At 71.0% G+C, this 20,624-nt stretch carries 13 protein-coding genes; 6 read left to right on the top strand and 7 right to left on the bottom strand.

Going from position 1 to position 20,624, the window contains the following annotated elements; all coding sequences use genetic code 11:
- Nucleotides 1-28: 28 nt before the first annotated feature.
- Both E6R62_RS10230 and E6R62_RS10225 read left to right on the top strand, forming a co-directional pair.
- Nucleotides 29-1,846: a glycoside hydrolase family 15 protein gene (locus tag E6R62_RS10230; protein ID WP_136213039.1), complete on the top strand. Its 1,818-nt coding sequence runs from the start codon at nt 29-31 to the stop codon at nt 1,844-1,846.
- Between the two features lie 200 nt (nt 1,847-2,046).
- Complete coding sequence (locus E6R62_RS10225; protein WP_136213038.1) at nt 2,047-3,414, top strand: histidine-type phosphatase; 1,368 nt, start codon at nt 2,047-2,049, stop codon at nt 3,412-3,414.
- Nucleotides 3,415-3,422: 8 nt separating this feature from the next.
- Here the strand turns inward: E6R62_RS10225 and E6R62_RS10220 are convergent, their stop codons facing one another.
- The 5 genes from E6R62_RS10220 to E6R62_RS10200 form a co-directional block, all read right to left on the bottom strand.
- Nucleotides 3,423-4,688, bottom strand: a complete 1,266-nt coding sequence (locus E6R62_RS10220; RefSeq protein WP_136213037.1) for an MFS transporter — start codon at nt 4,686-4,688, stop codon at nt 3,423-3,425.
- A 44-nt stretch (nt 4,689-4,732) separates the two neighbouring features.
- Entirely contained in the window at nt 4,733-6,733 is a 2,001-nt protein-coding gene (locus E6R62_RS10215; protein WP_240801585.1) for a PEP/pyruvate-binding domain-containing protein, read from the bottom strand.
- Nucleotides 6,730-8,163, bottom strand: coding sequence for an acetyl-CoA carboxylase biotin carboxylase subunit family protein (locus tag E6R62_RS10210; RefSeq protein WP_240801584.1), 1,434 nt, complete (start codon nt 8,161-8,163; stop codon nt 6,730-6,732). The genes E6R62_RS10215 and E6R62_RS10210 overlap by 4 nt, the downstream gene beginning before the upstream one ends.
- A gap of 334 nt (nt 8,164-8,497) precedes the next feature.
- Nucleotides 8,498-10,234 (bottom strand): glycoside hydrolase family 6 protein, encoded by a 1,737-nt coding sequence (locus tag E6R62_RS10205; protein WP_136213036.1) that lies wholly within the window; start codon nt 10,232-10,234, stop codon nt 8,498-8,500.
- A 14-nt stretch (nt 10,235-10,248) separates the two neighbouring features.
- On the bottom strand, nt 10,249-11,769 hold the full coding sequence (locus tag E6R62_RS10200; RefSeq protein ID WP_136213035.1) for a cellulase family glycosylhydrolase: 1,521 nt from the start codon (nt 11,767-11,769) through the stop codon (nt 10,249-10,251).
- A 635-nt stretch (nt 11,770-12,404) separates the two neighbouring features.
- Here E6R62_RS10200 and E6R62_RS10195 point away from each other — a divergent pair.
- The 4 genes from E6R62_RS10195 (at nt 12,405) to araA (ending at nt 17,565) form a co-directional block, all read left to right on the top strand.
- Nucleotides 12,405-13,394, top strand: a complete 990-nt coding sequence (locus E6R62_RS10195) for a LacI family DNA-binding transcriptional regulator (RefSeq protein ID WP_136213140.1) — start codon at nt 12,405-12,407, stop codon at nt 13,392-13,394.
- A gap of 220 nt (nt 13,395-13,614) precedes the next feature.
- Nucleotides 13,615-15,366, top strand: a complete 1,752-nt coding sequence (locus tag E6R62_RS10190) for a ribulokinase (RefSeq protein WP_240801583.1) — start codon at nt 13,615-13,617, stop codon at nt 15,364-15,366.
- Nucleotides 15,363-16,034: an L-ribulose-5-phosphate 4-epimerase gene (locus tag E6R62_RS10185; RefSeq protein ID WP_136213033.1), complete on the top strand. Its 672-nt coding sequence runs from the start codon at nt 15,363-15,365 to the stop codon at nt 16,032-16,034. Before E6R62_RS10190 ends, E6R62_RS10185 begins: the two co-directional genes overlap by 4 nt.
- 16 nt (nt 16,035-16,050) lie before the next feature.
- Entirely contained in the window at nt 16,051-17,565 is a 1,515-nt protein-coding gene (gene araA / locus E6R62_RS10180; RefSeq protein ID WP_136213032.1) for an L-arabinose isomerase, read from the top strand.
- Between the two features lie 220 nt (nt 17,566-17,785).
- Here araA and mmsB read toward each other — a convergent pair whose 3' ends face one another.
- Entirely contained in the window at nt 17,786-19,039 is a 1,254-nt protein-coding gene (gene mmsB / locus E6R62_RS10175; RefSeq protein WP_136213031.1) for a multiple monosaccharide ABC transporter permease, read from the bottom strand.
- A gap of 3 nt (nt 19,040-19,042) precedes the next feature.
- On the bottom strand, nt 19,043-20,590 hold the full coding sequence (gene mmsA / locus E6R62_RS10170) for a multiple monosaccharide ABC transporter ATP-binding protein (protein ID WP_136213030.1): 1,548 nt from the start codon (nt 20,588-20,590) through the stop codon (nt 19,043-19,045).
- Between the last annotated feature and the right edge of the window lie 34 nt (nt 20,591-20,624).

Raw genomic sequence — 20,624 nt, 5'->3', positions numbered from 1 at the left:
CGACTGAGGCGTCCGGAGGAGGAGAGACATGGACCGATACCCGCCCATCGCCGACCACGGACTCGTGGGGGACCTGCAGACCGCCGCCCTGGTGTCGTCCAAGGGAGTCGTCGACTGGTTCGCGGCGCCACGATTCGATTCCCCCAGCATCTTCGCCTCGCTGCTCGACCACGACGGGGGCGGGTACTTCCTGCTAGCACCGGAACAGGGCGAGGGCACGTGGAAACAGCTCTACTACCCGGACACGGCGGTCGTGGTGACCCGCTTCATGTCCCCCGACGGGGTCGGGGAGATCATCGACTACATGCCGGTCCACCGGGGTCTCACCGCGTCCGACCGGCACACTCTGGTCCGTGCGATCCGCACGGTACGCGGCACCGTGAACTTCACCCTCGAATGCCGCCCCCGGTTCGACTACGCGCGGGCGACCCACCGACTCGACCTGGCGGGGAACACGGCGACCTTCCGGGCCCCCGGGGTCACCGCGTTCCTGCAGAGCACCTTCCCGCTCGAACGCGACGGCCGGGACGTCCGGGCGTCGATCACGCTCAACGCGGGTGAGGTGGCGGCGGCGGTGTTCACCACCGACGCCGAGGACCGAGCGGCGCCGCAGCCTCCGGACGGCGACCGGATCACCGAGGAGATCTGGGAGCAGATCGACTACTGGCAGAAGTGGGTGCGCACTTCGCGCTACCACGGCCGCTGGGCGGAGATGGTGTACCGCTCGGCCATCACGCTCAAGCTACTCACCTACGCCCCCTCGGGCGCGCCGGTCGCCGCCGCCACCATGGGCCTTCCCGAGCAGGTCGGCGGCGAGCGCAACTGGGATTACCGCTTCACCTGGGTACGGGACGGGTCCCTGTCCGTGCGGGCCCTGCTCGACCTCGGCTTCGTGGAGGAGGCGACCCGCTTCACCCACTGGCTCGGTGCCCGCCTGAGCGCCCATGAGGGCCCGGACGGGGAGCCCCTCCAGATCATGTACCGGGTCGACGGTGACCCTCACCTGACCGAGGAGATCCTCGAACACTTCGAGGGCTACCGGGGCTCGTACCCCGTCCGGGCCGGAAACGCGGCTATGGACCAGCTGCAACTCGACATCTACGGCGAGGCGCTGTACGCCCTGTCACAGGGCCGCGAGGTCGCCGGACAAGCCGACTACCAGGGGTGGAAGGCGCTCGCCCGGACCCTGGACTGGCTCGCCGACTCCTGGGACCGGCCCGACGAGGGCATCTGGGAGACCAGGGGCGGCCGGAAGGACTTCACCTACAGCCGCGTGATGTGCTGGGCCGCCTTCGACCGCGGAATCAAGATCGCCGCCGAGTTCAGCAGGCCGGCCGACACCGCCCTGTGGACCAAGGCCCGCGACGACATCCTCGAACAGGTCATGGAACGCGGCTGGAGCGACAAGGAACGGTCCCTGGTCCAGCATTACGGCAGCCACGTCCTCGACGCCTCGCTGTTGCTGGTTCCCCGGGTCGGGTTCCTCGCGCCGAGGAGCGCGAGCTGGCTGTCCACGCTCGACGCCATGGACCGCGTCCTGGTCTCCGACAGCCTGGTCTACCGGTACGACCCCCAGGCCTCCCCCGACGGTCTACGCGGCTCGGAAGGAACCTTCAGCCTCTGCACGTTCCTCTACGTCGACGCCCTCGCCCGCGCCGGACGGCTGCCGCAGGCCCGCTACACCTTCGAGAAGATGCACACGTACGCCAACCACGTCGGTCTCTTCGCGGAGGAGATCGGTCCCAGCGGCGAGCAACTCGGCAACTTCCCCCAGGCCTTCACCCACCTGTCGCTCATCATGGCGGCGACCACTCTGAACGAGGCACTCGATGCCCTCCACCGCTGAAAACGGCTTCCCGGACGGGCCCGCCGATCCGCGGGTCCCCGGGTGACCGGGGAGCGCCGCGGGACACGCCCGGGCAGACGTCGTTCAACCGTCGTTCATCCGGGCCACGGCCGGACGTGGGCGCGACTTCCGACTTCGGGGCGAACGTGCGGTGGACCCACCCTGCCGACCGGCGGACCGGGACGACCCGAAGGGCCGCCTTGAAGCGCACCGCCCCCCTCTCCGCCGCCGTCGCCGTCTCCCTGGCCGTCGGTCTGCTCTCCGCCACGGGAAGCGCGTCCGCGCGCGAGCGGCCCGGCCCCTCGCACATCGAACCGGTCCTCTACGGCACGAAGACGCCGTACGAGCCGAAGGGGATGCCCGGCCGGTACCAGCAGCCGCCCGAGGGGTTCAGCCCGATCTTCACCGAGACCGTCGCCCGCCACGGCTCCCGCGCCATGTCGGACAGCGGAGACGGTGACGCCGTACTGGCCGTCCTGCGGACGGCACAGGAGCGCGGCGCCCTCACCGGCCTCGGCGCCCGACTGGGCCCGCAAGTGCGGTCACTGCTGGGCGCCGCCTCGGCGATCGGCTACGGCAACCTCTCCGGCCGCGGGGCCCAGGAGCAGCGGCAGACGGCGCTGCGCATGGAACAGCGACTGCCGTCGCTGTTCGACACCATCACGGCCGAGCACGAGCCCATCGTCGTGGAGACGTCGGGCGTGGGGCGCGCCGTGGCCAGCGCCGACGCCTTCACGGGCGGCCTGGCCGCCGGCGATCCGGAGCTGACCGGTCTGATCCAGGCGCCGGTCACCGACAAGGACCTGCTGTACTTCCACAAGCAGCCGCAGAACGCCGACTACCAGGACTACCTGGCCCACGACCCGGACCTCGCCGCGGTACTCGCGGAGATCGACGCCGACCCGCGCACCGCCGAGGCGGCGCACCACGTCGTCGCGTCCCTCTTCCACGACGACTTCACCGCCTCGCTGCCCGCCGCCACGCGGGTCTCCTTCGCGCGCTCGCTGTACCAGCTCTACAGCGCGGCGCCGGACCTCCGCGTCGAGGCGCCGGACGTCGACCTCACCCGCTTCCTCGCCCCTCGCGACGCCCGGTGGTTCGCCTACCTCGACGACGCCGAGGAGTTCTACCGGAAGGGCCCCGCCCTCAGCGGGCGCACCATCACCTACAAGATGGCCGGCGTCCTCCTCGACGACCTCCTCACCCAGGCCGAGACGAAAGCCGCCGGCGCCGACCACAAGGGCGCGGTGCTCCGCTTCACCCACGCGGAGGAGATCGAACCCCTTGCGGCGCTCATGGGCCTGCCGGGCAGTACGGAACCGGCCGAGCCGGGCGAGCCCTACTCCTACCGGAACAACCCCTGGCGCGGCGCCGACGTCGCGCCGATGGCCGCGAACATCCAGTGGGACCTCTACCGGAACACCCCCTCCGGCGGTGAACCGGCCACCTTCCTGGTCCGCATGCTCTACAACGAGCAGGAGACCGCCTTCAAGCCCGCCTGCAAGCCGGTCTCCGCGGGCAGCCACTTCTACGAACTCCGTGAACTGGGCCGCTGTCTCCGCGGCTGACCGCGGTGTCAGGGCTGTCCGGCGGCCGGCGCGGCCCCGCGCCGGCGGAGCCGCCCCAGGACGACGCCCACGACGAGCAGCAACAGACAGGTGCCCGCCGCCGCGTGCACCAGGAGCGCGTCGAGACGGTCCGCCGCCAGGTAGGCGCCGACGGCCAGCGCCACCAGCGCGCACACGCCGCGGTCGATGATGGACTCCACCGACAGCAGGGTCGCGCGGTACGGGGTCGGGGGGATGGCCGCGTTGATCAGGTTGCGTTGCACCGGGTAGGCCAGCCCCGCCGCGGCGGCGAACACGCACAGCCAGAGGATCGTTCCCGGACCCCCCGACAGCGTGGTGGCCGCGAGGGTGAGTGCCATGACCACGCTGAGGACGGTGACCAGGGTGGTGTCGGACAGCCTGCCGCGCAACCAGCCGGTCCTGGCCGATCCGACGGCCTCGGCGACCGTCATCGCGGACAGCACCGCACCGTGGTCGGCGACGGGGAGGCTCTTTTCGAGGAGCAGCGGCTGGAAGAGGTTGACCTGGCAGATGCGGGCGAGCGTGAACACGGCCACGCCCTGCACCATCAACGGTCCGAGGGACCGTGACGTTCCGAGGACCTTCACGGCCTGCCGGGCCGAGGCCAGGAGCCCGACGCGCTCCGGCGGCGGGTGAGCGCCGTCGCGGGGCGCCGCGATCGCGGGGAGGGCCGCGGCGCAGGCCAGCGAACCGAGCGCGGAGAGCGCGGTCAACACGTAAGGGGCCTCGTGCCGGACGTGCATGAGTACGCCGACCAGGGGCCAGCAGGCGATCTTCGCCCAGAGGCCCAGCGCCCGGGCGGTGCCCTCGGCCTGTACGTAGTGTGCCCGCGCACCGTGCTCGTGGAGGTACTCGTACAGGTAGGCGCTGGACGCCCCGGACACCAGCGAGCGGGCGACGGCGATGGCCAGGAAGTGCGCCATGAAGCCCGCGAAGGACGGCGAGACGACCGGCAGGAGATTCGCCGCGGTCATCGCGGCCGCCCCCAGTTGCATGCAACGGCGCTGCCCGATCCGGTCGGCGATGAAGCCGGTGGGTATCTCCAGCAGGCAGAACGCCACGTAGTAGACGCTCTGGATGCCGAAGATCTGGCTGTCCGACAGGCCTGCCCGCCTCTGGTACTCGTAGAAGACGGGCATCCACCACAGCAGGTTGAACAACAACTGGAAGCCGTTGTTCAGACGGATGACGCGGAGCACCGCGGTGGGCGGGCGGACGCGGCGTTTCACGCGGGCGGGCAGGGAGAGGGGCATCGGCGACCTTCGGGTGGGGCGGTACGCGGGGGAGTCCGGACAGGTCAGGTGCTGTAAGGCCGGAGCTGGAGGATGTGGAGCGCGCCCCCCGGCCCGAGCAGCCATTCGATGTCGAGCGGCCCCGCGAAGGTGTAGTCCGTGGCGAAATGGGACTGGAGCAGGCGGCCCGCCAGCGCCAGCCGCCCGAGGTGGTCCCGTGTCTCCCGCGTCAGGTCCTCCTCGGCCGCGCCCAGCGAGATCGTGCGGCCGCCGCCCTCGACCGTGTTGTACAGGTACTGCAGGGGCATCGTCCGGCCGTCCACGACGTCGGCCGTGGACCCGTGCGCGCAGTTGAGGTACACGTTGCGGAAGTCGGCCCGGTTGGTCGGATTGCAGGTGACCATGACGCCCCCGAGGGGGGACGGCTCGTAGCGCTGGACGATCACCCCCATGTACGTGTCGTCCAGGGAGATGCCGGCCTGATGGCGCAGTCGCACGCTGCGCGGGGAGAGCAACGAGGCCCACACCTGGCGGATGGCGTCCAGCAGCCCCGGCAGGTCGGTGACCTTGGTGTGGGACTCGTAGATGCCGGCCGCGGAGAAGCCCGGCAGGTCCTCGGCGTTCGAGGAGGAGCGCACGGCGAAGCGGCTCGTGCCCGCCAGGTGCTCGACCACCTGGGTGTCCAGGGCGCGCACCAGGTCCTCGGGCACCGGAAGGGTGCGCACGAGGTGCTGCAACTGGACGCAGACCGTGTCCACGGCGTCCATGGCGTTCAGCTCCAGGGCCATCTTCAGCTTCCCGATGCTCTGTTGCACCGCCGGCGAGGAGTCCAGGAATCGCCGTTGGACGGAGAAGGGGACGGCGATGCCCTCCGGCGCCTGGACGTGACGGGTCAGGAACTCGCCCGCGTACTGGGCGAGGTCGCCGTCCTCGGGCATCCCCAGCCGCGCGGCCAGGTGACCGAGCAGGTCGGACCGGGGCGGGCGGGGCACGGAGTAGTAGCCGGTCAGTCGGGACGAGCCGTGGCGCAGCACGTGGTGCAGTTCCCCCAGGTTGGCCGCCTTCGTGCCGTAGCGGTTGCGGTCCCCGGCGCGCAACGCCGCCAGAGGCACGAGCGGTACGTCCGTCACGTGCGGCGCGTCGAGGCGGACCCGCTGCGTGTGCCACGTCGGTTCGGCGAGGTCCGACGGCTCCTCGGCGCGCTCGATGACGTACCCCTCGGCGCTCACCTCGTACCGGACCCAGGCACCGTCCAGCTTCTCGTCGGCGATCGTGTCGAGGACGCCGCGGACGATGGCGTTGGGGATGCCCCAACCGGCCGCGAGCATGTTGGTGTGCGACAGCGGGGTGGTGGGCAGGGCGTTGATCAGACCGGCGAGCCGCGGGATGTCGTCGGGAACCACCGGCATGGCGACGATGTCGTACCAGGTCAGGTCCGCGCGGGCGGCCAGGTACTCCTCGCCGGAGGCGAAGGCGCGGAGCCGACCGGTGGCCGAGGCGAGCGTCAACGGCACGAAGGGCGCGGTGGCCAGGAGCGCGTGTCCCCGGGCGCGGGGCACCACGGTCTCCGGCACCGCCGCGAGGGCGTTCTCCTGGCCGTGGTTGGCCGGCTTCACCAACAGCTCCAGCGCGGGATCGAGGTGAGCCCGTACGAAGGCGTGGAACTCGATCAGCAGGTCGGCGCCCATGGTGTCGGCCTCGGTGGTCTCCAGGACCATGAACGGCTCGTCCCGTTCCGGGCCGCCCCGGGAGTGCAGCGACAGGACGCCGAGCAGGAACCGCCGTGCCGGGTCCTGGTAGACGTCGTGGTTGAAGCGGTCGAGTTCGGCGTCGAGCTGGTCGAGGGTCAGCCCCTGGATCTCGGTGGCTATGTAGTTGACGTGGAAGGAGTGCACGGCGCTGTCGAGTACGTGCCACAGGCCCTGTTCCCGGTCCACGACGACCTTCACGTACGGGTGCCCTCCCAGCACCCCGGCCAGTTGTTCGAACAGGGGGAGCGTGAGCAGGGTGTCCACGGCGGCGCCCCGGGGGGACGTCGCGGAAGTGGTGGCGCCGGCGTTCGTCATGCGGTGCTCCCGGGTGTCGAGCGGTCGGCGGACGTGGCGGTGGTGTCGGGGGACGCGGGGCCGGCGGCCGGGGGGTCGGCGGACGCGGCGGTGAGGGCCTTGGGCAGGGCCGCGACGATGCGGCCGCAGTCGGCCAGCAGCTCCGGCCCGGACTCGGCGGTGAGGAAGCACAGCGCCGCCATGGAATTGGCCCCTCCGGCCTCCTCGTACGGCGGGACCGGACTGCCCGGCGCGAGACTGTGCTCGCGCACCTGCTCCACGCGGGATCCCGGCGCTACCAGGGAGGGCCAGTCGACCGCCCCGAAGTCCCAGGCCGGTAACTCGGTCCAGGGCCGGCCCCCGGGGTCGACGGCCAGCACGACGAGGGACCCGGCGGCCCCCACGCCCTCGGTTGCCATCCGCTCCGGGTAGGAGACGTCCCGGCCGAGCAACTGGCGCACCAACATGCCGATCATGTCGAACCCGAAGACGGTCTCCACCTGCCGGGTGGTCATCACCCCACCGAAGCGGGCCGCTGTCTCGATCAGCCACATCGCCCCGTCGGCGCCGAGTTTGATCTCGGTGTGGGTGGCGCAGGTGTCGAGTCCGAGGGCGTCGACGGCGGCGCGCGACACCTCCTCGATCCGGCGCTGCAACGCCTTCGGGAGGGCGGCCGGAGCCAGGCTCGCCCGCTCGGTGAAGGGCGCGACGGTCGGCATCCGCCCCGTGATGCACAACGGGTGGTAGCGGCCGTCGGCGACGATCCCCTCCACGCTGACGTAGTCGCCCCAACCGGTCCCCTCGAACCAGTCGGATGCCTGCCCCGTCACGATCTCCTCCAGCAGGAAATCGCTGACGCCCTCGTCCGCCGCGTGCAGCTCCGCGTATCCCTGGGCGGAGGAGGCCTCCATGACGGAGCGTCCGGTCTTCCAGGCCTCCTCGGCCTGCTGCTCGTTCCACACGGTGAGGTGGGCCGTGGAACCCGCGCTCCAGGCGGCCTTCAGCAGGAGCGGCGGCCGCAGGGTTTCGAAGGCGGTCGCGATGTCCTCCGGGCCGTGGACCTCCGCGAACCCCGGTACGGGCACCCCGGCGTCACGCCAGATCCGGCGCATCAGACGCTTGTCCCGGGCTCCCGCGACCCGCTCGCCGGCGCCGCGCAGACCGAGCCGAAGGCAGGCGTGGGCGACCGCCACCACCGCGTACTCCGACAGGGTCAGCACCGCCGCCGCGCCGACGCGGCGGGCGTGGGAGCAGATCAGATCGACCAATTCCACCCCCTCGCCCGGCGCGGCCGTGGTGACCGACGCGCACCCCGGCAGCCACGCCGCCTCGGTGGCTCGGGGCAGGGGCGCGAGCGCCAGGACGTGCACCTCGGCGTGCGCCGCGATTCTCGGGACCGCGTACTCCAGGGGAGGGCCGCCCTTGGCATAGACGAAGAGGATCGGGGTCATGGTGCTCCTGGGGTCGGGGCGGACGCCGCGTGGTGCGACGGCGTCGCCGGCGGACGATCCGCACGCGGTGTCACCGCGCACCGACCGCGGGTGACGAGAGCACGGCGGAAAACGGTGGACGCACAGACGTACGCCTACTCGATTAGGCGTTCGCCAAACAAATCGCGCTCCCCAACCCGAGCCGGCAGCACGGTATTTCGGCCACGCGCGCGGAGGGTGGGGATCACCGCCCGAAGCGCCGATCCGCTCGTCACCACCCGGGCAGGGACACGGCCCACGGCCGTACGGAACCCCTCGGGTCCCGTACGGCCGTGGTCTGCTCACCGACGCCGTGTCACAGCGCCGGGTAGGCGTTCTTCAGGAGCTCCTGGAACTGGGCCGAGAACCACTGGCCCGAGAGGGGCGCGTTCGGCAGGGCGCCGGACATGCTGTTCCCGTTGCGGGCGTTGCCCGTGTACGTCGGGTCGCACATCCGGTCGAAGCCCTTGCCCTCGTTGTTCGGGATCTCCTTGCTCGATCCGTCCGACTCGCCCGGCGGCTTCATCCACACATACGCGTCGATGCCCGGCGCCGGCGCGGCCTGCGGCCTCTCGCCCAGCCCGGCGCCGGCCTGGTTGCACCAGTTGCCCAGGTGGATGCGCCGGTCGTAGCGACCGCCGTTGACGTAGGTGTCGACGCTGGTCAGGGCCCCGGGGCCGGTCGGACGGGCCGCGCCGCCCCAACCGTTGCGGGAGGTGTCGACCAGCATGCCGAGGTTGGCGTCGAAGCCGAGGGAGATCAGCTTGGCCCGCATGGCCTGCGCGTACGACACCTCGTCCGTGTACCGGTTCCAGTCGATCCACTTCGACTGGCGTACGGAGGTGCCGTTGACGGAGTCGCCGATCGTGAAGTGGTCCTCCTTCAGCGCGCTGTAGTTGGCCGTGTTCACGATGAAGCCGTGAACCTTGGAGAGCGTGGAGCCCTCGGCGGTGGCGGCCTGCTTGAAGAGTTCGGCGGAGGCTCCGAAGTTGTCGTCCCAGCCGAGCCAGCCGTGGTGGCCCGCGTCCACGTAGTTGTAGACGTTGGCGATCGAGCCCAGCTTGTTCAGCGCGTAACCGACGCCCTTGACGTAGTTTCCGTTGGCCTTCATCACATCGCAGCCGGCGGTGGCCGTCGGGCGCCCGGAGACGTTGGTGACCAGGTTGGGCAGCGAGTCGATCTCGACCGTGGTGACGATCCGGAGCCCCGCGTACTTGGGGTCCGAGAGGATCGCGGCGATCGGGTCGATGTACTGCGTCTTGTACTTGTCGATCTCGGTGGGACCCAGCTCGCCGTTGGAGGCGAGCGCGGCGCAGTCGCGTCCGGGCAGGTCGTAGATTACGAGCTGGACGACGAGCTCACCGCTGCCCTTCTGCGCCAGTGCCCGGTCCAGGTGGTCGCGCAGACCCATACCGCCGGTCGTGCCGGCGATGGCGGCGATGCGGTCCAGCCAGACGCCGGTGGGCTGGTTCGACACCTTGGTGCCGCCCGGCTCGGCGGCGGCCTTGGCGGACCACTCGGGGTTCACGTACACCTTGGCGCCGGCGTACGGGTTGTCGGCCTTGCCGCCCGAAGGCGGCGGGGTGGTGGGCGGTGTCGTCGGGGGAGTGGTCGGGGGCTCGGTCGGCTGTGTCGCGCCGTCGCAGGTGACGCCGTTGAGCTTGAACGTCGCGGGGACGGGGTTCGTTCCGCTGTAGGAGCCGTTGAAGCCGAAGGAGGTGGTACCGCCGGTGGCCAGGCTTCCGTTGTACGAGAGGTTCCGGGCGGTCACGGCCGGCCCTGACTGGACAATCGAGGCGTTCCAGCCCTGGGTGACCTTCTGGTCGCCTCCGTAGGACCATTCCAGGGTCCAGGCGCCGACCGGGTCGCCGGTGTTGGTGATGACGACATCGGCACCGAAGCCGGTGCCCCACTGGCTGGTGATCCGGTACTCGACCTTGCAGCCGCCGGTGGCGGCTCCGGCGTCGGTGGTCAGGACGGTGGCGGTGACGCCGGTCGCGCTGATCAGCCCGAGGGCCGCCAGCAGGGCGGTGTGGCGGGGTAAGCGGCTCATCTCGTGGGTGCCTTTCAGTTCAGGGCGCGCAGATGGTCGCGCAGCCCGGTGCCGAACGGGGTGGGTGTGCCGTCGTACGAGGTGATCAAGGAGGGACCCGAGGAGCAGTTCCAGGTGTTCCAGGTCCAGCCGAGATACGAGAGGGCGTGGGCGTCGGCCCAGGCCATGACTCGGTCGATGAACGCGTGGCCGCAGGTGTTCTCACCGATCTCGCCGGTGACCAGGGGCACGTGGGCGGCGACCGGGGCGAGGGCGTTGTCCCAACACGCCTCGTCTGCACAGATGTTGAAGTTGTAGACGTGCCAGGCCGCGGCCAGGTTGCCCGTTGGGTCGGTAGGGGAGTGGGTGAGCCACTGGCTCAGGTCGTTGGAGTACGCGATGCCGGGGACGAGGACGAGATTGCGGGCCCCCGTCGAGCGGACGGCGTCCACCAGGTCCTGCATACCGGCGACCTCGTAACCGATGCCCGGGCAGGTGCCTCCGTCGCGCCAGCAGTTCCAGGCCTGGGCGGCGCCGGCCGTCGCCCGGTCGGGATACGGCTCGTTGAACAGGTCGAAGGCGATCCGGCGGTCGTTCTTGAAGGTGTTCGCCACCGAGGTCCAGAACGCCGGGGCGTACTGGGCGTCGGGCATCGGCTTCTGGCAGGAGGCGTGGACGTCGGCGCAGCCCGAGGAGTCGCCGGTGTACTGGCCGTACGTCCAGTGCAGCTCGACGACCGGGGTCATGCCGTGCGCGAGGACCCGGTCGACCAGGCCCTTGACGGCGTCCACGTAGCGCGCGCCGCCGTACTCGGGTTTGATGTTCGCCAGACCGAGCCAGCACTCCTCGTTGAGCGGGATACGGACGGTGTTCGCCTTCCAGTCGGCGATGGCCCGCACGGAGGCGTCGTCGACGGGCCCGTCGAAGATGCCGTGCCCCTGGACGCACATGAACTCGGCCCCGGAGCGGTTGACACCGAGGAGGCGGCGTGGGGTGCCGTTCCGATCGGTGAGCCGGTTGCCGGTGACGGCCAGTTCGGGTGCTCCGGAGGCCGGGCCGGGGGACCCGGTCGGGTCGGTGGGGGTGGGGGTGGGTGAGGTCGGGGTGGGTGAGGTCGGGGTCGGCTCGGGTCCGGAATCGGACTCGCAGGGCGCTCCGCCCAGCGTGAACGCCGTGGGCGTCGTGTGCGCGCCCGACCACGAGGCGATGAATCCGGCCGTCACGCTCGCGCCGGCGCCGAGGGTGGCGTTCCATTCCTCGTTCACGGCCGTGACGGCCGTCCCGGTCTGGGACCACTTGGCGCCCCAGCCCTGGCTGACGGTTTGACCTGCGGGGAAGCCGAAGCCGAGACTCCAGCCGTTCAACGCGGAACTGTTGTTGGTGACGGTGACCGACCCCTGGAACCCGCCGGCCCACTGGCCGACGACGGAGTACTTCACCGTGCAGACGGGTGCGGCCGCGGCTCCTGAGGCCGTACCCACGATGGCGAACAGACAGCTCGCCATCGCGAGCGCTGCTCCTGTGAACAGCGCGGACAGACGTGGGGGGCGTCGCATGAGCGACTCCTTGCAGCGAGGGCGCGTGCTGACGCGCCGACTGACGGAATCGCTCCCACTGGTTCGGCCAGACCGTAGCGGCAACGGGCGCCGAGCAACAGAGGGATCGCCCAAATTCCCCGACGTAAGGCTTCGACTCTTCACACACCTTGACGCCGTCGGGTCCGCCTTGCACAGTGGGAGCGCTCCCACTGGTTCAGGACTTGTGCTTGGGTTCGGGTAAGCGCCCTTCGTCTCCCGCTCACCGACCGCGCAGAACGACGACTCCATCGAACGGAGAGCCGTACGGTCCGCACCCGCTTGCTCCGCCCCGGCGTCAGTCGAGGGTAGAACCGGGCGGGCCGTTCCGGCCGCAAGACGGCCCCTGGCGCCCGTTCCCCGGGGCCACGGGGACGGTTGCCTCGTGATCGCGAACAAATACACTCTCGTCGGCACTCGTGAGACAGTCGTAGTGTCCGCGGGGCACGGGTGACGGACGACCGGTGACCGGCGGACGCGGCGGCCTGCTCCCGGGAACGGCCCGTACGCGAACGCCGTCACCTGCGGACACCGGCGGCCGATCCGCACCGCATGACCGACGAGGGGGGCCCTGAGTGGGAACCGCAAGCACCGAGCCGGAGTCCCGTCAGCCCGTGATGGCGGATGTGGCGCGGGTCGCCGGCGTCTCCCACCAGACCGTGTCGCGGGTGCTGAACGGTGCACCGCACGTCCGGCCCGACACCCGGGACCGGGTCCTCGCCGCCATCCGCGAGCTGGACTACCGCCCCAACTCGGCGGCCCGCGCGTTGGTCACCCGACGCTCCCAGACCCTCGGTGTGGTCAGTTTCGGCAGCGCGCTGTACGGGCCCGCGTCGATGCTGGACGGGATCGAACAGGCCGCGCGCAGCGCGGGGTACTTCGTCAGCGTGGCCAGCCTGAGGTCGCTGGACAGCCGCTCCGTACAGGAGGCGGTCGACCGGCTCCGCGACCAGGGCGTGGAGGGCATCGTCGTCATCGCCCCGCAGATCTCCGCGGTGAGCGCGGTGGCGAAGCTGTCCAGCGTGGTGCCCGTGGTCGCCGTCGGGTCCGGCAGTCAGTCCCGGGTGCCGGTGGTCGCCGTCGACAACGAGGCGGGCGCGCTGGCCGCCACCCGCCACCTGCTCGACCTCGGGCACGCCACGGTCCAGCACGTCGCCGGCCCGTCCGGCTGGCTGGAGACCAAGACCCGGCAGGACGGCTGGCGCAAGGCCCTGGAAGCCTGCGGCGCCGAGGTGCCGCCGGTGCTCAGCGGGGACTGGAGCGCGAGGTCCGGGTACGAGGCCGGCCTGCGGATCGCCGAGGACCCCCTCGTCACGGCGGTCTTCTGCGCCAACGACCACATGGCCCTCGGACTGCTCCGCGCCTTCCACGAGGCGGGCCGCGCGATTCCGGGCGACATCAGCGTGGTCGGGTTCGATGACATCCCGGAGGCCGCGTACTTCGCCCCGCCGCTGACCACCGTCCGTCAGGACTTCGGCGAACTGGGACGGCGCGCCTTGGAACTGCTGGTGGAGGAGCTGACAGGCGTCGATCACGCCCGCAGTCATGTGCTGATCTCCCCGGAGATGGTGCTGCGCCACAGCGCGGGCCCCGCGGCGCGCCGGTAGTCGGCGGCGCCCGTAGTCGGCGGTACCCCGTGGCGCGCCCGTAGTCGGCGGTGCGGCGCGGTCGCCTCGGGCCGGCCGCGTGCCGAGGCCACCGCGCGCCGCCGGCTCGTACGCCTTTTGCGCACCCTTGACACGGTGGATGTTAGCGCTAACAATCGCCGAGCGGGTGCCCCGTCCTCGCGCCTTCCGCCCGCGCGGCGCTCCGTACGAAGGATGTGAAGTGACCGTGACCCCACCCACCCAGACCGCGGAGAGCCATGTCGTGGGTGTCGACTTCGGCACGCTCTCCGGCCGGGCCGTGGTGGTCCGCGTACGGGACGGCGAGGAGCTCGGCTCCGCCGTCCACGCGTACCCGCACGGCGTCATCGAGCGTGAACTGCCGACGACGGGGCGCCCCTTGCCACCGGACTGGGCCCTTCAGCACCCCGAGGACTGGCGCGAGGTGCTGCGCACCGCCGTCCCCGCCGCGTTGGCCGCGAGCGGTGTGGACCCGGCCACCGTGATCGGCATCGCGACCGACTTCACCGCCTGCACCGTCCTGCCCGTACGGGGCGACGGCACCCCCCTCGCCGAGACCGGGCTGGGCGTGCGACCGCACGCCTGGCCCAAGCTCTGGAAGCACCACGCGGCCCAGAGCCAGGCCGACCGGATCAACCACCTCGCCCACCTGCGCGCCGAGAAGTGGATCTCCCGCTACGGGGGCAGGATCTCCGCCGAATGGCAGTACGCCAAGGCGCTCCAGGTGCTGGAGGAGGACCCGCGGACCTACGCCGCCACCGAGCGCTGGATCGAGGCCGCGGACTGGATCGTCTGGCAGCTGACCGGCGTCGAGACCCGCAACACCTGCACGGCGGGGTACAAGGGAATCCACCAGGACGGCCACTACCCGAGCGAGGACTATCTCGCCGCCCTGCACCCCGACTTCGCCGACTTCGCGCGCACCCGCCTGGAGCACCCGCTCTCCCCCCTGGGCTCCCGGGCCGGCTCCCTGACCGCCGAGGCCGCCGCCTGGACCGGGCTGCCCGAGGGCATCGCGGTGGCCGCCGGCAACGTCGACGCCCATGTCGCCGCCCCCGCCGCCCGAGCCGTCGAGAACGGGCAGCTCCTCGCCATCATGGGCACCTCCACCTGCCACGTCGTCAACGGTCCCGTCCTCGCCGACGTCCCCGGCATCTGCGGAGTCGTCGACGGCGGCATCATCGAAGGTGCCTACGGTTACGAGGCCGGACAGAGCGCGGTCGGGGACATCTTCGCCTGGTGGCTGCGACAGGGCGTACCCGCCGACTACCTCGCCGAGGCCGAGACCACCGGGGAGGACCTGCACCAACTGCTCTCCCGCAAGATCGCCGGCCAGCCCGTCGGCGGCCACGGTCTGGTCGCCCTCGACTGGATGAACGGCAACCGCTCCACCCTGGTCGACCACCACCTCTCCGGTGTCATCGTCGGCCTCACGCTCGCCACCCGCCCCGAGGAGATCTACCGCGCGCTGCTGGAGGCCACCGCCTTCGGCACCCGCACCATCGTCGAAGCCCTGGAGCGGGGCGGCGTCCCCGTCACCGAGTTCATCGTCACCGGCGGACTGAAGCAGAACCCCCTGCTCATGCGGATCTACGCCGACGTGCTGCGCCGTCCCGTCTCCCTCGCCGAGTCCGCCCAAGGCCCGGCCCTCGGCTCCGCCATCCACGCCGCCGTGGCCGCCGGCGCACACCCCGACGTACGCACCGCGGCCGCGGCCATGGGCCGGGTGCGGCGCGGCGCCTACCGGCCGGACACCGCGCGGGCCGACGCGTACGACCGCCTCTACGCCGAATACCGCGCTCTGCACGACCACTTCGGGGCCGGCCCCGACAAGCTCCTCCACCGCCTGCGCGCCCTCCGCAACGCGGCGTCGGCCGCCGGGCGAGCCGATCCGAAGGCCACCCCGGGCGCCGCCCCGGCCGCCGCCGTCCACGAGAGCGAGGTCCGCCCATGAGTTCCCCGATCGACCTGCTGCGCCGTCAGGTGAGCGAGCTCCACCAGGAGCTGGTCCGCTACGGGCTCGTCGTCTGGACGGCGGGCAACGTCTCGGCCCGCGTCCCCGGCGAGGACCTGCTGGTCATCAAGCCGAGCGGTGTCCCGTACGACGAACTGACGCCCCGGAACATGATCGTCTGCGACCTGCACGGCGAGGTCGTCGAGGGCGACCACTCCCCGTCCTCCGACACCGCCGCGCACGCCTACGTCTACCGCCACATGCCCGAGGTCGGGGGAGTGGTCCACACCCATTCGACGTACGCGAGTGCCTGGGCCGCGCGCGGTGAGGCGGTGCCCTGCGTACTGACCGCCATGGCCGACGAGTTCGGCGCCGCGATCCCCGTGGGCCCCTTCGCGCTGATCGGCGACGACTCCATCGGCCGGGGCATCGTCGAGACCCTCCGGGGCCACCGCTCACCCGCCGTCCTGATGAAGAGCCACGGTGTCTTCACCATCGGCAAGGACGCCACGGCGGCCGTCAAGGCCGCCGTGATGTGCGAGGACGTCGCGCGCACCGTCCACATCTCCCGCCAGCTCGGTGAACCCCTGCCGATCGCGCAGAGCGACATCGACCGTCTCAACCACCGCTACCGGAACGTGTACGGCCAGCGCCCCGCCGCCCGCTAAGGAGAAACCCGCCCCCATGAAGGCACTGAAGGCAATCGAGGGCCGCGAGGTCTGGTTCCTGACCGGCAGCCAAGGCCTCTACGGCGACGACACCCTGCGTCAGGTCGCCGAGCAGTCCCGCCGGATCGCCGACGCGCTCGGCGACCATGCGGGCATGCCGGTGCACATCGTCTGGAAACCGGTGCTCACCGACGCCGGCGCGATCCGGCGGGTCTGCCTGGACGCCAACGCCGACGACGCGTGCATCGGCCTGATCGCATGGATGCACACCTTCTCCCCGGCGAAGATGTGGATCTCGGGCCTGGACGCGCTGCGCAAGCCGCTGCTCCACCTGCACACCCAGGCCAACGCCGCGCTGCCCTGGGCGTCGATCGACATGGACTTCATGAACCTGAACCAAGCGGCCCACGGGGACCGCGAGTTCGGTTACATCCAGTCCCGTCTCGGCGTCGCGCGCAAGACCGTCGCCGGGCACGTCACCGACCCCTCGGTCGCCGCCCGGATCGCCTCCTGGGCCCGGGCCGCCGCGGGCCGCGCCGAGCTGGGCGGCCTCAAGCTGGCGCGGTTCGGCGACAACATGCGCGACGTCGCCGTGACCGAGGGCGACAAGGTCGAGGCCCAGCTGCGCTTCGGCGTCTCGGTCAACACCTATGGCGTCAACGACCTGGTCGAGGCCGTCGACGCGGCAACCGACGCGGACGTCACCGAACTGGTCAAGGAGTACGAGGGCACCTATCGCCTCGCGCCCGAGCTGCGCGCCGACGGGGACCGGCACGACTCGCTGCGCTACGCCGCCCGTGTCGAACTCGGCCTGCGCTCCTTCCTCGCGGACGGCGGCTTCCAGGCCTTCACCACGAACTTCGAGGACCTCGGGGGGCTTCGTCAGCTCCCCGGCCTGGCCGTGCAGCGACTGATGGCCGACGGCTTCGGATTCGGCGGCGAAGGCGACTGGAAGACCTCCGTCCTGCTGCGCACACTGAAGGTGATGGCCACCGGGCTGGTGGGAGGCACCTCGTTCATGGAGGACTACACCTACCACCTGGAGCCGGGGCGGGAGCTGATCCTCGGCGCGCACATGCTGGAGGTCTGCCCGACCATCGCGTCGGACGTGCCGACGTGCGAGATCCACCCGCTGGGCATCGGCGGCCGCGAGGACCCGGTCCGGCTCGTCTTCGACGCCCGCACCGGCCCCGCCGTCGTGGTCGGACTGGCCGACATGGGCGACCGGTTCCGTATGGTCGTGAACGAGATCGACGTGGTCGAGCCCCTCGAACCGCTGCCCCGCCTCCCGGTCGCGCGTGCGGTCTGGCAGCCGCGACCGAACCTGCGCACCTCGACCGAGGCGTGGCTGACCGCCGGCGCGCCCCACCACACCGTGCTGTCCGGCGCGCTGGGTACCGAGGAACTGGCCGACCTCGCCGACATCCTCGCCACCGAACTGCTGGTCATCGACGCGGACACCACGATCCGCCGGTTCGCCCAGGAGATCCGCTGGAACCAGGCGTACCACCGCCTGGCCCAGGGTTTCTGACGCCGAGCGGGTCCGAGGCCGCCGCCCCTCCCGACCGGGAGGGGCGGCGGCCGACGTCATGCCGGGGGAGCGAACGTGGCCGGCCACCCCGGCGCGTTCACGGTGGTCGACACGACCGCGCCTGCCCCGGCCAGGTCCCGGCGGTGAGAACGGGGCCGGCGGTGAGAACGGGGCCGGCGCGCCCCCGCGAGGGGGACGCGCCGGAGGGGGACGCAACCGATCAGGAACCGGCCTTGCGCTTGTTGTAGACGTCGAACCCGACCGCGGCGAGCAGCACCAGACCCTTGATGACCTGCTGGTAGTCGGTGCCGATGCCGACCAGCGACATGCCGTTGTTGAGCACGCCCAGCACCAGGCCGCCGATGATCGCGCCGAGTACGGTGCCCACACCGCCCGAGGCCGAGGCGCCGCCGATGAACGCGGCGGCGATGGCCTCCAGTTCGAAGTTGATGCCGGCCTGCGGTGTACCCGCGTTGAGGCGCGCCGCGAAGACCATCCCGGCCAGCGCCGCCAGCACGCCCATGTTGACGAAGGCGAGGAAGACGACCCGCTTGCTCTTGACGCCCGAGAGCTTCGCCGCGGCCTCGTTGCCGCCGATCGCGTAGGTGTGGCGGCCCAGGACGGAGTTGCGCATCAGGTAGCCGAAGGCGACGAGCAGCACGCCCAGGATCAGCAGCACGATCGGGAAACCGTGGTAGCTCGCCAGCAGCAGGGTGAACGCCAGCACCGCCGCCGCGATGGCACCCAGCTTCGCCAGGAAGAAGGCCGGCGGCAGCAGTTCGAGGCCGTAGCGGGCGGCCTGCCGGCGACCCCGGACCTCCTGGAGCACGGCGAGGGCGAGTACGCCGAGACCCAGCAGCAGGGTGAGGTTGTGGTAGTCGGTGTGCGGGCCGACCTCCGGCAGGAAGCCGCTGCTGATCTCCTGGAAGCCCTTCGGGAAGGGCGCCACCGACTGGCCCTGCAACACGATCTGCGTCCCGCCGCGGAACAGCAGCATGCCCGCCAGCGTCACGATGAACGACGGGATGCCCACGTACGCGATCCAGAACCCCTGCCAGGCCCCCGCGACCGCGCCGATCAGCAGGGCGGCGGCCAGTGCGAGCGGCCACGGTACGTCGTGCCTGACCATCATCACGGCCGCGGCGGCGCCGACGAAGGCGGCCAGCGAACCGACCGAGAGGTCGATGTGCCCGGCGATGATCACGATCATCATGCCGATCGCCAGGATCAGGATGTAGCTGTTCTGCTGGATCAGGTTGGTGACGTTGAGCGGCTGGAGCAGGATGCCGTCGGTCCAGATCTGGAACACGGCGACGATCAGGGCCAGCGCGACCAGCATGCCGTACTGGCGTATGTTGCCGCGCAGCGCCCGCGCCAGCAGGGGCCCGAGGCCGCCACCGCCTCCGGGCCGCGCGGACCGGACCCTCTTGAGGTCCGTGGTGTCCGTGGTGTCCGTGGTTTCTGTCTGGGCCATGCCCTACACCTGCTCGTTCCGGGTCGCAGCGCTCACGGTCATGAGGCGCATGAGTGATTCCTGGGTCGCGTCCGCGCGGTCCACCTCGCCGGTGAGCCGGCCCTCGGCCATCGTGTAGATGCGGTCGCACATGCCGAGCAGCTCGGGGAGTTCGGAGGAGATGATCAGCACCGCCTTGCCCTGGGCCGCGAGTTCGGCGATCACCGCGTAGATCTCGGCCTTCGCGCCGACGTCGATGCCCCGGGTGGGTTCGTCGAGGATCAGCACCTCCGGCTCGGAGAAGATCCACTTGCTGAGGACGACCTTCTGCTGGTTGCCGCCGCTGAGCTTCCCGGTCTGCGCGAACACCGACGGTGCCTTGATGCGCATGGCCGCGCGGAAGGACTCCGCGACCCGGGTCTCCTCGTGCTCGCTCACCCAGCCGCGCCGGGCGACCTTGCCGAGCGCGCTCAGCGAGATGTTGCGGCTGATGCCGTCCATCAGGTTCAGCCCGAGGTGTTTGCGGTCCTCGGTGACGTACGCGAGGCCGTGGCCGATCGCCTCCGGGACGCTGCGGGTGCGGATCTCCTTGCCGTTCATCAGCACCCGGCCCCCGGTATGGCGCCCGTACGAGCGGCCGAAGACGCTCATCGCGAGCTCGGTGCGGCCCGCGCCCATCAGGCCCGCGATGCCGACGATCTCGCCGCGCCGCACCTGGAGCGACACCCCCTCGACGACGTTGCGCTGGTGGTCGATGGGGTGTTGAACGGTCCAACCCTCGACGGCGAAGACGACCTCGCCCACCTCGGGGGTACGCTCGGGATAGCGGTGCTCCAGATCGCGGCCGACCATGCCCCGGATGATCCGGTCCTCGGAGATGCCCTCCGTGCCGACCGCGATGGTCTCGATGGTCCGGCCGTCACGCAGGATCGTCACCGAGTCGGCGACCTGGGCTATCTCACCCAGCTTGTGTGAGATGAGGATGCAGGAGATCCCCTGGGCCTTGAGCTCCAGGATGAGGTCGAGGAGCTTGCGGCTGTCCTCGCCGTTGAGGGCGGCCGTGGGCTCGTCCAGGATCAGCAGCTTGACCTCCTTGGCGAGCGCCTTGGCGATCTCGATCAACTGCTGCTTGCCCACGCCGATGTCGGCGACCCGGGTGTGCGGACTCTCGTCCAGGCCCACCCGCCGCAGCAGCGCCGTGGCGTGGGTGAGCGTCTTGTTCCAGCTGATGATGCCCCGGGTGGCGTGCTCGTTGCCGAGGAAGACGTTCTCGGCGATGGAGAGGTACGGAACCAGGGCGAGTTCCTGGTGGATGATGACGATGCCGCGCTGTTCGCTGGCCCGGATGTCCCTGAAGGCGCAGGGCTCGCCCTGGAAGAGGATCTCGCCCTCGTAGGAGCCGTGCGGGTGGACCCCGCTGAGCACCTTCATCAGGGTGGACTTCCCGGCGCCGTTCTCACCGCAGACGGCGTGGACTTCACCGGGGGCGACGCTCAGGTTGACGTCGGAGAGCGCTTTGACACCCGGGAACGACTTGCTGATCGAACGCATCTCTAGGACGGGTCCGGCCATGGTGGTGCATCCGTTCGACAGGGGCGCGGCGGGC

The organism is Streptomyces sp. A1136 (assembly GCF_004795055.1).
In the GTDB taxonomy this organism is placed as follows: domain Bacteria; phylum Actinomycetota; class Actinomycetes; order Streptomycetales; family Streptomycetaceae; genus Streptomyces.
Note: the sequence above shows the minus strand (reverse complement) of the source record. Positions and strands in the feature narration are given on the sequence as shown.

What these genes read in the sequence shown, in the direction of transcription:
- E6R62_RS10230 (WP_136213039.1), top strand. Translation starts at nt 29, where the DNA reads ATGGACCGATACCCGCCCATCGCCGACCACGGACTCGTGGGGGACCTG.
- E6R62_RS10220 (WP_136213037.1), bottom strand. Translation starts at nt 4,688, where the DNA reads ATGCCCCTCTCCCTGCCCGCCCGCGTGAAACGCCGCGTCCGCCCGCCC.
- E6R62_RS10215 (WP_240801585.1), bottom strand. Translation starts at nt 6,733, where the DNA reads ATGACGAACGCCGGCGCCACCACTTCCGCGACGTCCCCCCGGGGCGCC.
- E6R62_RS10210 (WP_240801584.1), bottom strand. Translation starts at nt 8,163, where the DNA reads ATGACCCCGATCCTCTTCGTCTATGCCAAGGGCGGCCCTCCCCTGGAG.
- E6R62_RS10205 (WP_136213036.1), bottom strand. Translation starts at nt 10,234, where the DNA reads ATGAGCCGCTTACCCCGCCACACCGCCCTGCTGGCGGCCCTCGGGCTG.
- E6R62_RS10200 (WP_136213035.1), bottom strand. Translation starts at nt 11,769, where the DNA reads ATGCGACGCCCCCCACGTCTGTCCGCGCTGTTCACAGGAGCAGCGCTC.
- E6R62_RS10195 (WP_136213140.1), top strand. Translation starts at nt 12,405, where the DNA reads ATGGCGGATGTGGCGCGGGTCGCCGGCGTCTCCCACCAGACCGTGTCG.
- E6R62_RS10185 (WP_136213033.1), top strand. Translation starts at nt 15,363, where the DNA reads ATGAGTTCCCCGATCGACCTGCTGCGCCGTCAGGTGAGCGAGCTCCAC.
- araA (WP_136213032.1), top strand. Translation starts at nt 16,051, where the DNA reads ATGAAGGCACTGAAGGCAATCGAGGGCCGCGAGGTCTGGTTCCTGACC.
- mmsB (WP_136213031.1), bottom strand. Translation starts at nt 19,039, where the DNA reads ATGGCCCAGACAGAAACCACGGACACCACGGACACCACGGACCTCAAG.
- mmsA (WP_136213030.1), bottom strand. Translation starts at nt 20,590, where the DNA reads ATGGCCGGACCCGTCCTAGAGATGCGTTCGATCAGCAAGTCGTTCCCG.